The organism is uncultured Methanobrevibacter sp. (assembly GCF_902788255.1).
Taxonomy (GTDB): domain Archaea; phylum Methanobacteriota; class Methanobacteria; order Methanobacteriales; family Methanobacteriaceae; genus Methanocatella.
Map to the genome: position 1 here is coordinate 31,898 of NZ_CADAJR010000019.1, position 13,901 is coordinate 45,798.

Below are 13,901 nucleotides of genomic sequence, written 5' to 3' on the forward strand. Positions count from 1 at the left end.
CGCACTTACAAAAACTTTATTAACCAAAAAATGTTAGATAACTTTTAAGAAACAAAATTAATTTTGACTTGGGATTAAAATGATAGACACACACATGCATGCAGATGCAAGAAGCGGAGAAGATTTTGAACAGATGTATTTGGCTGGAATTGATTGTGCAATAACCTGCAGTTATTACCCATATAAAATACCAGAGGATATTGTTCTTTTGAATCATCTAAATAGAATTCTTGAACTAGATACAAAAAGAGCTTCAGAACATGGGATTGATTTGAAGGTTGCTCTTGGAATCCATCCTACAAATTCAAATGTCAATCCTGAAAAAATCTTTGAAAGCTTGTATGAATGGATTGAAACAGAACAGATTGTTGCCATCGGCGAAATCGGCCTTGAAGATTTAACAGATAATGAAGTCAGCATATTCAAACAGCAATTGGACATAGCAGATGAAACAAATTCCAAAGTAATCATACATACTCCCCGCAAAAATAAAAGTGAAGTCTTAAAAGTGATTTTGGACATTATCCCAGAGCATATCAGTGAAAAACAAGCAGTAATCGACCACATAAATCCAAAAGTCATCGGAGATGTAATCGATTGTGATTGCATGTTGGGCTTAACTGTACAGCCTCAAAAAATGGATAAATTTGAAGCAATATCAATTCTGGACGAATATGGATTTGACAAATTCCTGTTGAACAGTGATATAAGCAACAAGCCATCAGATCCCCTTTCCGTACCGAAAACAGTCCGTGAACTAACAAGGCAGGGCTATGGAAAAAGCGAAATTGAAAAGGTCTCACATAAGAATGCTCAAAAATTTTTTAATCTTTAGATAAAATGAATATCATTAAAAAACTACCTATTCCAGTTTCCGGATTAATCCTTGCATCATTATCCCTGGGAAATCTTCTTCAGAACATACATCCCAGCCTTAGATTTCTTTTTGGAGCAATAGGCATAATATTTCTAATCTTAATCCTTCTAAAAGTTGTTTTTTATCCTCAACTCATAAAAGATGACTTTAAAAATCCGGTCATTGCAAGCAGTTCAGGAACATTTTCAATGAGTTTGATGATCCTATCTACATATCTCATGCCATTTATGCCAGGTATTTCATATACCCTATGGATAATTGGAATAGTGCTTCATATTTTATTAATAATTTACTTTACCTATCATTTTATCGTGCACAATTTTGATATTTCCAATGTTTATCCAAGCTACTGGATAGTCTATGTTGGAATCACCATGGCCGCAATTACTGCAAACGTCCATGGAATCAATGATGCGGATTTCATATTCTTCATTATCGGATTTATCGGAATGCTTGTATCCACACCGTTAGTATTATACAGGGAATTTATTTATGATAAAATTCCGGAAATGAACAGACCGTTAACATGTATTTTTACAGCATTGTTCAGCATATTGATTGTGGGATATGTTAACTCCGCAGACATCATTTCAAACGAGTTTCTAACAGTTCTATATAGCATAGCATCAATATTCTACATTTTCGCAATATACAAACTGATAAGAAATATAAAAATAAGGTTCTACCCAAGCTTTGCGGCATTCACATTTCCATTCGTAATCAGTGCCCTTGCAACAAAGGGAGTTCTGGGCACACTAAAAATAGGACTTTTAAATTATGTTTTAGCTTTGCAGACGGTTATAGCGACAGTATTGGTTGTATATGTATTAATCAAATACATTAAATTCTTAAAAAAATAGTTAAAGTAGAAATTAATCTACTTATCCTTTATTGATAACTTTAACCTTTTTAGGTGAGATGATAATTAAATTTTTCTCTTCACTACGTGAAAGCAATAAAGCTTGAGCACCATATCTTGCCCTCATTTGCTTAATTTTTTCTCCTGCCAATTTAAAGTTAGGAGCACTTTCTCTTTCTAAAAAGGATAAATCAACGATGACCGGATTCTTTTCTTCAAGCACCTGGTCAACAATATAATTAATGTCATCGATTGTTTTTGGTCTGATTAAAACAATTTCATAAAAAGACTGTTCAGGTTCAATAACTTCAAAATCATCATAAATAGGAGTTGGTTTTGGCATAGGGCTGGTTGGGTCCCTTGCAGGATTTGGAACTTGCCTGTGAGGCACATTAGGATTTTGTCTGTATTGCGGTTGAGGATTTGGCCTATACTGCTGTTGACGAGGATCTTGTGACCTGTTTGGATTTTCCTTAGGTTTTAATACATCACGAATTGAGTCAACAAGGTCTGATAGCTCGTTTTTCGGTTTGTTACTGCTGTCTGTTTCTTCAAAGCCTAAACTTTTTTTAACGTCATCTAAAAAACTCATTCAAATTACTCCTCTAAATATTCAAAAATAGCATCTAATAATTTTGAAGCGCCATTTTTATAAACATCCTCTGCAGGCAGATTAAATGTATCTTCAAAGTATTCAGGACACATGTCTAAACTAGCATTTTTAAGATTAATTGACAATCCAACAACTTTGGTCGGTTCAACAGCTTCAATAGCTCTAATTTCCTCTTCAATACCCCTAGGTTCTCTGTAAGGGTGGTTTGGTCTATGACCTACAATAACTGCATCAGGAGATGCACCTATTAAAATAGCGGCTGACAGACCTCTTGGATGAGGATTTCCGATTTCAGTTAAACTAGATTGTCCTTCAATAAAAATAATATCAGGTTTTTTTGTTTCTTCAACATATTTGATAGCAGACAGGACTGCAGACGGAACATCCATAGCAGATAAACTTCCTGCCCTAAAGTTAAAATCAGTTGGTTCTTCCAATCCCATTTCATCAGTGGAAATTATAGCAGGATTTAATCCTCTTTCGGCACTTGCCAAACCTAACATTTTAGTGGTTGTTCTTTTTCCACATTCCTGAGATGTTCCTCCAACAAAAATTACAGGTGCTTTAGGAGTATAGGATATTTTAGGTAAAACTTCACATGATTTTTTAGGGGCAACACCCGCAATTTTTTCAACTACATCAAGTCTTGGACTAATCTCTTTAATAACAACATTTTTGGAATCAGCAAATTTCTTTAAAGACAAGTTTTCGGAAATGGACAATGATCTAAAAGAAGTGACAACATTCAAACCTGCATCAATAGCCTGAACAGCATATTTTAGTGCAACACCTTCTGCACCAATAGGCAACATTATAACAAGTGATTTGGCCTCAGGAGCATCTTTTAAACATTCTTCAAGACTGCTTGATATTATTTGGCCACAATATTGTTTTCCCTGTTTTCTGACATCATCATCAATAAATCCTACTGCTTCAATGCCATCAAGATTGGCGAATTTCTCTCCGCCTCCTCCACATCCAACGACAATGAATGGATTTAAATTTTGAATATCTTTTACTGATTTTACTGAATACAAAAACTTCACCCCTATCCTATAATTTATAACTTATAACTAATCATGTAGTTTATCATAATAATTTTTAAAAAATAATTTTAAAAAAATTGTTATTATAATTAATTATAATTTTCCACCTTTATAAAGTATAATGTTTTTTAAGGAAAAATTACATATATTATAAATAATATTAAAAAACTTTTTAGGAGACACTAACATGAGAAAACCTTATGTTATATTAATTGGAAGCGCATCAGGAATTGGAAAATCAACAATTGCTGCAGAACTGGCCAAATCACTCGATATTAAGCATTTAATTGAAAGTGACTTTATAAGAGCTGTAGTGAGGGGCATAATTGGTAAAGAATATGCGCCAGCATTGCACAGTTCCTCCTATGATGCATATAAACATATTAGAAACAAGAACAGATATGCAAGTTATGATGAATTGGTTGCAGCCGGATTCGATGACCATGCATCATACGTGATACCTGGACTTGAAAAGATTATCCAAAGGGCAATAACAGATTATGACGATATTGTAATTGAGGGCGTACATTTAGTGCCGGGATTGATTGACATTGACCAGTTCAAAGAATTTGCAAACATTTATTTCTTTGTTTTAAGTTCCGATGAGGAATCCCACAAGGAAAGATTTGTAAAAAGAGCTGTTCAGATACATCGTGGTGGAAAACAACTGGATTTCTTTAAGGAAAATAGAATAATCCACGACCACCTATTGAGTCAGGCAGAGGCGAATAATGTGCATGTAATAAACACTGAAAGTGTTGAAAAAACCCTGGATAAAATATTATCAATTATCAACAGGTCCTGCACCACCGTAAACCTAATCAACAGTGTCGATGAACTTGAAGATGTAATCGACATAATCATCAACCAAAATGGCGGAAGTCTTGAAAAGATCACATATAACATCAAAGGATTTAAAGAACCTTTAATCAGGAATATTTCCGTTTCAGATGGGGAATCCGCAAATAACTTCATTAAGAATATTAACAATGATAAAAACAAAAAAGAATATTTAACCGAATTATATGAATTATCAGAATATAGAAAAACAACAATCTGTGCTTCCAATCAAGAAAAGTTAGATAAAATCGTAAACGAATTAACTGAAAAAGGATATGTTTTAAATGAATGATGAAACAATTAATGAAATGATTATCAAATGTCCCGCATGTGCCAAGGAAGGCGTTGCCAAATCCATCATGAAGGAAATAGAAATACCTCATTTCGGAAAAGTGATGGAAACTACCATCCAATGTCCGGCATGCGGATTCAAACACTCAGACATTATTGCTTTAGAGCAGAATGACCCTGCAAAATATGTTTTAGAGATTAATAAAAACACTTTATCTGTGAGAATTGTCAGATCACAATCAGCAACCGTCATGATTCCGGAAATTGGCGTTAAAGTTGAGCCTGGTCCAAAATCTGAAGGTTATATAACCAATGTGGAAGGCGTGCTTACCCGTTTTGAAAGTGCTGTTAAAAAAGCATTGAACTTGTTTGAGGATGAGGAATCTCAAAGAAACGGTAAGAAAACACTGAATGAAATTCTTGAGTTAAAAAAAGGAAACGGTACTGCCACATTAATAATACTTGATCCTTTCGGACAGAGTAATGTTGTAAGTGAAAGCGTTGAAATATTAGACATTCCTGAAGAGGAATTAAGCGAATTAAAAACAGGTTTTAGTCATATTGAAGATAATTAAAGGAAGAAAATCTATTCTTCTTCCTCTTCTTCATCATTTGCTGAGAAGTTGACGAATGTGTCCTCTTCAGCAACATCTTTTAATTTTAATGTTCTTTGTACATCCATAGCTAATGCATTACAATCTGCTTTAATAGCTTCTAAATGTAATAAAATTCTTTCTTTTTCTTGATTAATTCTTTCAATATTAGTGTATGGATAAACTGATTCTTTAAGCATTTCGTATTCGATGGTGGTGTATGGATATTCATTTAATTGTTTACATACGTTTTTTAACACTTCACCTAAGAATTTGTTCATTTCAACTTTTACCCTTTCCCTAATCATTTTGTCATCGTCAAGATTTTCTTTCATTAATCTTACAACTTCAGCTTTAGCAAAAGGTAATTTTTCTTCATCTTCATCAAAGTATTCTTCGGAAGTTTCTTCAATTTTTTCTTCTTCAGCCATAATTACACCTCTTTCGATTAGTTAATAATATTGAGCGAATCACATAATTTAGAGAAAAATCGCAATTACATCAATATCTACCTAATAGTTTATTGGAAGTTTTATATAAAGGTTTTGATTATTTTACAGAAACGGAGCATTATTTGACCAGTTATTACATCAACATATAAAATAATGATACGTCAAATTAATAATTTTAATACTTGGAAAATTTTGAAAAACCGTTTTAAAAAAATAAAAAATAGTAGCATAAATGCTACTTTAAATCATCTTTTCTTTGAAATACCGGAGCCTGAAAATATTACTGAAACCAGCAATGAAAGCAACAATAGTGCCAAAGGATTTGCAGTTGGATGCAATTCAAGATTGCTTGGGGCTTTTTTATCAAAATGACCCTCATTAGAAGTATTTGGTAATCTATTGTCCTCTTTTTCGGTCACATTGACAACAGCATAGTCCTTATTGTTGGATTTGTCATAATCATAATTATCACTAGTCACTGTAACAGTGTTCTTTATAATTCCAGAACCTGTAGCGATAACTCTGATGATCAGTCTTGCGGATTCCCCATAACCGAGACTGTCAATAGTCCAGACATTTGTAAATCTATTGAATTTACCTATTGTAGTCTTAAATGATTTGACTTTCAACAAATCATCCAAGATTTCTGAAATTTTGATATTGCGCGCAGTATCCGGACCGTTATTGACAACCTCAATCCTATATTCGATAACATCCCCAACACGATAACTGTATTTTGATGCGATTTTGGTAACTGCCAAATCACTTGCGGGTGCCACATCAATTAACCGGTTTGCCTGATTGTTTGACATGTCCAAATCAAGTTCATCAGCCCAAACCTTAGCATTGTTAACAATGCTGCCTGTTGAAATCACCTTACAGATAATTTCAAGTGATTTTGTCTCACCAACTTCCAAACTGCCAATTTTCCAAATTCCTCTGGAATAATCACCATTTGAACTTACGAATTTCAGCTGTTCAGGAAGGATATCGCGAACAACAACATTGTGCGCAACATTCGGACCGTTATTTGTTACAATCAATATCCATTTAACATTTTGTCCGTATTTAGGGGATTCCTTATTAACCAGTTTAACGATTGACAAATCAGCGATAGGCCTTACATCAATTTCATCTTTTGCATGGTTGTTGGCCATATTCCAGTCATATTCACGGGCACTGGCTTCAACATGATTAGGAATAACACCCAATGCATCAGATATTGTAGTTATGTTTAAATAAACAGTATCGCCAACATTCAATGAGCCGATGTTCCAGATATCACTTTCATAAATCCCCTTTGATGATTCATAGTCTGAAAATATCAACTCATCAGGCAAAATATCTTTAAGGAATACTCCGGTTGCATCATCAGGACCATTGTTTTTAACGCTGATCATCCATTTGACACTTTCACCAAATATCGGATTGGTATTGTTTGCCTCAATCATTACCTGCAGGTCTACGGCAAGCGGAACATCAATGCTTTCGCTGTCATTATTATTGCTTTCGTCATAGTCATACTCGTCAGCATGAATTGAAGCAATGTTAATGATTTTTCCGGTTTTGTTGACCCTGCAGACTATTTCAAGTGTTTGGACCTCACCATTTTCAAGACAGCACATTATCCAATGATTTGTATCATAAAACCCTTTGGTTGCAGTATAGTTGACAAATGTCAACCCCTCAGGCAACACATCTACAACTTCAATCTCAGTAGCCTTGTCAGGTCCGTTATTTGAGATGACCACTGTCCATTTTACCAGGTCATTGTAATTTGGAGATGAGTTGTTTACCATCTTTACAACAGCCACATCAGCGGATTTTTCCACATCAATTGTCTCATTATCCTCATTGTTGGCCAAATTGTAGTCATATTCACTTCCGTTTACTGAAACGATATTTTCAATTGAACCTGTAGCGTTCACTGTGCAATCAATATTTAATATATATGTCTCTTCAACGTCCAGTTCATCAATGAAAAGAATTCCGGTTTTAGGATTGTAATCTCCTTCACTGTCGTCTTCAATCCAAATCAGTGATGAAGGAAGCAAGTCTTTTACGGTTATATTGTGTGCAACATCAGGTCCGTTGTTGATGATTTCAATTGTCCATGTTATAATGTCATTAAATTGAGGATTTGAGTCTGAAACTGATTTTGTAACAGATAAGTCCGCTGCAAGATTGACAAAAATATTCTCATCGTCAGCATTGTTTGTCAAATCAGGATCATAATTGTCACTTTCCACATTTGCAGCATTAACATGATTTCCAGTATTTTCAACCAATGTGATTATTTCAATGACAACCTCTTCACCGACCTTAATGTTGTCAATAGTGAATACATCATCGACATAATCTCCTTTTGTCATGATTGAATCAACATATGAAAATCCTTCCGGCAAAAGATCAATGACTCTGACATTAACCGCATCATCAGGACCGTTATTCTTAATAGCTAATTTCCATTTTACCAAATCATTGAAGTTAACGACACTTGCATTAACGGTTTTAATAATTGACAAGTCTGATGCAGGATTAACATAAATTATTTCACTGTCATTGTTGTTGGTTGGGTCAAAATCAAATTCTGTTGCATTTACACAAACAAGATTTTCAAATAAACCTGTTGCATTAACATGACATCTGATATTGAGCCTGACTGTTTCACCCCTGATTAATGATTCAATGTTCCATATTCCAGTTTTTTCATCATAATCTCCGTCAGAATCTATGAAAACTAATGATTTTGGTAAGATGTCTTTCATTATGACATCATGTGCAGTATCCGGACCATTGTTTGTAATTACAATTGTCCAGACGATTTCATCATGATAGTTAGGATTTGAATTGGAAACACTTTTTACAACAGCCAAATCCGCTGCAGGATTAACAAAAATTGTCTTATTTGCAAAATTATTGGTGTAATTTTCATCGAATTCATTTGAAGTGACATTTACACCGTTGACTATTTTTCCGGTTTTGTTAATGACTGTAGTTATCTCGAAAGAGAATACCTCATTAACCTTCAATTCATCTATTGTCAATTTTCCGGTATTGCGGTTATACCTTCCGTTGGAGGTATCATTAACCCAAATTAAACCGTCAGGCAATACATCACTAAGAGTGACGTTGGTTGAATCATTGGGACCATGGTTTTTAACGGTGATTTTCCATGTCACAATGTCCTCAAAGTTAGTAATATCCTTTGAAACTGTTTTTGTTACTTCATTATCAACCTTTGGATTGACGACAAAAGTTGTGGCATTAGTGATTGCCTTATAGTAGGTATCTTCGTAATGTCTTGCGTTAACTGTGTATTTTCCAGGTTTTAGATTATCCAAATCCACTATAATTTGACCTAAATAATTTGTAGGAGCCATTTCATTATACACCATTGTTCCGTCTTCATGCTGGACAGTCAGCAAAACATTGATATTATATTCACGGGAGTCCTGATACAGCACACCGGTATTGGTGGCCCCATTAACAGGATATTCATCATCAACAAGAATATTCTGGTTGCTAGCAGCATTGAAAATCGCATTTGAGACAGCCAGATTATCATAATCCCCAATATTATTTCCACCGAATAGGGTTACAGTGATTTTTTCGCCATCGCCATAAAATATATCCCTGGCAGAAATCGGCAATGCATAAACCCATGCTTGATTCTGGAAGAATTCATTATTTTCCAATGTGAGCCTATCACCGCTTTCATCATAATAAATGGCACTTCCATTTCTTGCAGTATTGAACCTGAATTTGTTATCCTTGATTGTAGCCAGTGAACTGTCAACATAAATTGCACCGCCTAAACCATCATCAAGCTTTTTAACGTCCGGAACTGCCTGATTTGAAATGAATTCCGAATTTTCGATTTTGGTATTTGTACCTATGACGTAAATGGCACCACCATCAACATTTGCAATATTTGACCTGAATAATGAATTTTTAACGTTTACATCCTCAGCTTCAATATTGATAGCACCACCATATTCGGTTACCCTATTATCCTTAAAATTGGAATCCACAATATCAATATTCATACCTTTTGCTTGAATTGCACCTCCTATTGGAGCCGTATTGCCACTAAAATCACAATTATACACACCAAATTTCATATAATCATATAAATATCCTGTGGAAATTGCTCCTCCATACATTGTTGCAGAATTATCCATAAAAGTACAATTTACAACATTTCCGGATGAGTGAAAAGTCAATGCTCCCCCTTCATCGGCAAAATTATCCATGAATATACATCCAATATATTCAGTACCTTGACGAACACATCCCGCTCCACCATGAGAGTTCTCATTAATTGAAATTGCTGAATTATTTTTAAAAACACAGTCTATAACCTTTACATTGGATCCTGGTTCATCAAGACCTACTTGAATCGCACCACCCCAACATCCAACCTTAGCTTTCACCCAATTTGAGTCAAAAAGACAATTTGAAATAACCGTTCCTTTACCAAATGCTGCCAGAGCTCCCGCACAACTATAATCTTCAAAATTATCACGATATCCCATATTTCCTATAAATTTACAGTTAGATACCTTCAGATTTGCAGCAAGGTCCAAATCATAACTAGAACATATGGCTCCACCCCCTTTAGTACAACGATTATTTTCCATTACACAGTTATCCACTAAAACATTTTTTGGAGCAACAAGAATTGCACCTCCATTTTCATGATTTCCATTTATAAACTTAATATTCTTTACTTGAGTTCCCGCCGCATCAGATTTTATATATAAAATACGATTTAAATTTCTACCATCCAATACAGTAGACGAACTTCCAATTATATTCAATTTTTTATTTACCGAAATGGTAGATCCAGTAGAGTAATATTGACCATCCAATTTAATGGTATCTCCAGGATTTGCACCATTAATAACTTTTTGGATATCTCCAAATGTCCTTCCACTTACTTCTCTTTCCGCACTTAATACATCACCATCATCAGCATTCGCCTCCAAAATTTCATTTTCTTGAGAATTTTCTAGTCCTATATCATCAGATCCAATTCCTATTTCATCAGCCGTATCGTTCAACTCCACTGCAAATGAATTTTCAACTGAACAAACTGCAGTAAACATTAAACAAATAACAGCGATGCATAATAGAATATTTTTTCCAATAACCATCTTTCCATTATTTTTTAACATTTAAATCACCTTTTGTGAGGACGATTTTAAACACTATTAATTAACAAAAAGCTATTAACTAGCAATTAACCTTTTTATTCCAAGTTTAAGATTTAAAATAATAATACACTCCCTTAAATTTAAAAATAACCATAAATCAATAAGAGCATTATTAAATAACATCCCAACACAAATCGTTTTCAAACAAACAACCTGCCAAAATTCAGCAGTTACTTTTAATTTAAAAGCCAATACCAAGATTATCAAATCAAAAACAATATTGAACTCAAAATAAAAGGTAATCTTTCTAAATCCTCAAAAAATCTATTAAATTCTGCTATATATAAAACTATGTATTATCTGAACTCAAAATTGATTTTAGAGTAAAATTTTACAAGTAAAAGTAAATATTATAATTGCCATAAAAAAATATTTTATTGATAAAAATTAAATTAACATATAATTAATGACCAAGGTAAGAGACATGAAAAAACAAATAGCAATAATGATAATGGCTTTACTGATAATAGCACCAATCATCCAGGATGTTAGTGCAACAAAAACCGTCTTTATCACATCCGATAATATTATCGACCATGATACTGACTTAAAGCTACTAAACTCATTAAAAACATATATAGAAGAATTGAGCGGAGGCGAACTGCAGGTGATTGTAGACAATCAGGCCCCCGCTGCAGGAGAGGGATGGAGATCAATAGAAGTAACAAGTGATGTGAGTATTGATTTGGCCGCATCGGATGCCGGAAACTATCTGCAATTGGCAACAGCATCAGCAAACTCTGAAAAGCAAATAGTATTTGTAAATATGGGGAATTATGACCTGGACAACCACACCAATTTCTTAAGAAGAGCATGGGATGATAACTACTCAAATGAAAGTTTAGCCGGAATGCATGACCCAGGAACATTTCTTAAAAATTCAGGAATATATTATGTCCAGCCAACAAAAGAATTCCCGCAAAATGTTGACAATGGAGTTTTATCAAGATATGATGAAGAAATGAACAAACAGATTGCTCAGGAAATTGTAGACATCATCAACACTCATGAAAATGATACAAAGGTTTTAAGTGATGGCCTGCTAACCAATAATGTCATAAAACCTGCCGTAATGGCAAGTGCAAGTAAGGAATTGATACAAAGTGGAGATAAAGAGATGAAGGGCACTTACGGAAATTATACCGGCCCGCAACTTTTATACCAAACCAGTTCCTATTTGAATGGTAACGGGTTAGATTTCCCAAAGGCATTTGACGAACCTGAAAACCCGATGGGAATTTCATTTATGGTAAAAGACACATATTCCATTTATGACTATTTCAAAATGGGAGGAATAGTTAGAGAATATATGGACCAGAATGGAAGAGCCCCGGATTCAATTGAATATGATGGAGCACGTATCGGCTACTATGATTTATTATATAACTTTGCAAAAATTACTCAAAATCATACTGATGTCGAACATATGGGCTTTGAAAGTGAATATCACTTCGATAGAGTAAACGATTCAATATTACTACACATATTCCCATTCGTATTAATATTATTCGTATTATTCATCGCATATTTACTTTATAAAAGAATAAGAAGATATTAATAAGATGACAAATAAATTTTACATGAGGTAAATTATGAAAAAATATATAGCAGAATTAATAGGAACACTGGTTTTAGTCCTATTCGGTTGTGGAAGTGCAGCCATAGCAGGATCTGTTTTAGGCAATCTAGGAATCGCTTTAGCATTCGGTTTATCTATAGTTGCTATGGCTTATGTGATTGGTGACATTTCAGGATGTCACGTCAATCCTGCAGTATCCATCGGTATGTGGATTGACGGAAGATTAGAAACAAAAGACCTGATAATGTACATTATTTTCCAATGTATTGGTGCAATTATCGGTATTGCAATTTTAGCGGTTATTATCAACTCCGCTCCAAGTCTTGGAGGATATACTGCAACAGGCCTTGGTCAAAACGGATTTGGCTCCGCATCAAGTGTTGGTCTCGATGTTGTAGGAGCAATATTGGTAGAAATAATCTTAACCTTTGTATTTGTATTTACAGTACTTGGAGTTACTAAAAAAGCAGAAAATGGAGCTGTTGCAGGTATTGTTATCGGTTTAACCCTTGCATTTGTACACATTTTAGGCATTCCTTTAACCGGTACATCAGTTAACCCTGCACGTAGTTTAGCACCTGCTCTTTTCCTTGGCGGACAGGCATTACAACAAGTTTGGGTATTTATTTTAGCTCCGGTAATTGGTGCAATCATTGCAGGAATTTTTTACAAAGGATTAACCGCAGAGGATGTTTAAATCCTCTTTTTTTACTTTTTTTTAAATTTTAATGCTTCCAGTATATGTATAACCTTTTAGTTCATTATAGTCGCTTTTTTTGTTAAATTCAAATGATTCGGTATTGGAAACATATAAATGAGCCAATGCTATACCCATGTCAATTGGATTCCATTTTTTCAGGATTTGACGTTTTAAGATATTCTGCCTGACCTGATAGACATCAAATCCCTCGTCAGTATGTTTGAAATACCATGGTTGAGTATTCATAGCTGACGGAGCAAGACGTGCCGGAATCAATCTTTCATCCTCCACGTCGGAAATTTTGGATAACTGTTTTCTTTTGAAGCTGTCCTTATCACGGGTCATTTTGTCGGACTTTCCAAAAGAAATCATGATTACAAACTCGCCATCTTTCTTTTTGGGAGAAGCCATTCCAACCCAGCAGTTGCCGATACCCAAACTTTGAAGGTGTAAAGATAACTGTTGGAATACAAATCCAATGTTTTCAAGGTAATTGTCCTTTTTTTCTGAATACAGGGCCAAATAATAAGGGGCAGACCATGGAGTGCGGACATTTACTTCACCCGGATTTAAAATTTCATAGCGATAACTTATATTGGGATTTAGCGGTTTAACGTTTTTCATGAATTCATGTATCAAATCCATGTCGATTTCATCTTCCAAATAATTTCGACAGGATTTTCTTATGTATATTTGATTTTGTAAAGTCATTATTTCAATAGTTTAAAACTCCGTCTCTTTCAAAAACTTGTGTGATTTGAATTTGCGCTAGTTTTTGAGTCACAAATTTTTTTCGTTCTATTTTTTCTTTATTTTTAATTTAAAAGCAGTA

11 protein-coding genes are annotated in these 13,901 nt (G+C 34.3%); 6 read left to right on the forward strand and 5 right to left on the reverse strand.

All coding sequences use genetic code 11. The annotated features are described in order from the left end of the window. The first annotated feature begins 79 nt into the window (after window positions 1-79). Both QZV03_RS06310 and QZV03_RS06315 read left to right on the forward strand, forming a co-directional pair. Window positions 80-835 carry a TatD family hydrolase gene (locus tag QZV03_RS06310; RefSeq protein WP_296874964.1) on the forward strand — a complete coding sequence of 252 codons (756 nt, stop codon included), beginning with the start codon at window positions 80-82 and terminating at the stop codon, window positions 833-835. A gap of 5 nt (window positions 836-840) precedes the next feature. Continuing rightward, a complete protein-coding gene (locus QZV03_RS06315; RefSeq protein WP_296874966.1) occupies window positions 841-1,737 on the forward strand; it encodes a TDT family transporter in 897 nt (298 codons plus the stop codon). 21 nt (window positions 1,738-1,758) lie between these two features. Here QZV03_RS06315 and sepF read toward each other — a convergent pair whose 3' ends face one another. Then, entirely contained in the window at window positions 1,759-2,328 is a 570-nt protein-coding gene (gene sepF / locus QZV03_RS06320; RefSeq protein WP_296874968.1) for a cell division protein SepF, read from the reverse strand. Window positions 2,329-2,333: 5 nt separating this feature from the next. Further along, complete coding sequence (locus tag QZV03_RS06325) at window positions 2,334-3,386, reverse strand: DUF1611 domain-containing protein (RefSeq protein WP_296874970.1); 1,053 nt, start codon at window positions 3,384-3,386, stop codon at window positions 2,334-2,336. A 196-nt stretch (window positions 3,387-3,582) separates the two neighbouring features. Between QZV03_RS06325 and QZV03_RS06330 the strand changes: the two genes are divergently transcribed. Continuing rightward, complete coding sequence (locus QZV03_RS06330) at window positions 3,583-4,527, forward strand: 3H domain-containing protein (RefSeq protein ID WP_296874972.1); 945 nt, start codon at window positions 3,583-3,585, stop codon at window positions 4,525-4,527. Further along, the gene (locus QZV03_RS06335; RefSeq protein ID WP_296874974.1) at window positions 4,520-5,101 is read left to right on the forward strand and encodes a ZPR1 zinc finger domain-containing protein; all 582 of its coding nucleotides are present in this window, start codon (window positions 4,520-4,522) and stop codon (window positions 5,099-5,101) included. The genes QZV03_RS06330 and QZV03_RS06335 overlap by 8 nt, the downstream gene beginning before the upstream one ends. An 11-nt stretch (window positions 5,102-5,112) precedes the next feature. Here the strand turns inward: QZV03_RS06335 and QZV03_RS06340 are convergent, their stop codons facing one another. Both QZV03_RS06340 and QZV03_RS06345 read right to left on the reverse strand, forming a co-directional pair. Continuing rightward, window positions 5,113-5,550, reverse strand: a complete 438-nt coding sequence (locus QZV03_RS06340) for a hypothetical protein (protein ID WP_296874976.1) — start codon at window positions 5,548-5,550, stop codon at window positions 5,113-5,115. 266 nt (window positions 5,551-5,816) lie between these two features. Continuing rightward, entirely contained in the window at window positions 5,817-10,751 is a 4,935-nt protein-coding gene (locus tag QZV03_RS06345; RefSeq protein WP_296874978.1) for a hypothetical protein, read from the reverse strand. A 445-nt stretch (window positions 10,752-11,196) separates the two neighbouring features. On the opposite strand from QZV03_RS06345, the gene QZV03_RS06350 reads away from it, so the two are divergent. Continuing rightward, a complete protein-coding gene (locus tag QZV03_RS06350) occupies window positions 11,197-12,348 on the forward strand; it encodes an adhesin (protein WP_296874981.1) in 1,152 nt (383 codons plus the stop codon). Window positions 12,349-12,382: 34 nt separating this feature from the next. Further along, window positions 12,383-13,066 carry an MIP family channel protein gene (locus QZV03_RS06355; RefSeq protein WP_296874984.1) on the forward strand — a complete coding sequence of 228 codons (684 nt, stop codon included), beginning with the start codon at window positions 12,383-12,385 and terminating at the stop codon, window positions 13,064-13,066. Window positions 13,067-13,087: 21 nt separating this feature from the next. Here QZV03_RS06355 and QZV03_RS06360 read toward each other — a convergent pair whose 3' ends face one another. Further along, on the reverse strand, window positions 13,088-13,780 hold the full coding sequence (locus QZV03_RS06360) for a nitroreductase family protein (RefSeq protein WP_296874987.1): 693 nt from the start codon (window positions 13,778-13,780) through the stop codon (window positions 13,088-13,090). Window positions 13,781-13,901: the final 121 nt, after the last annotated feature.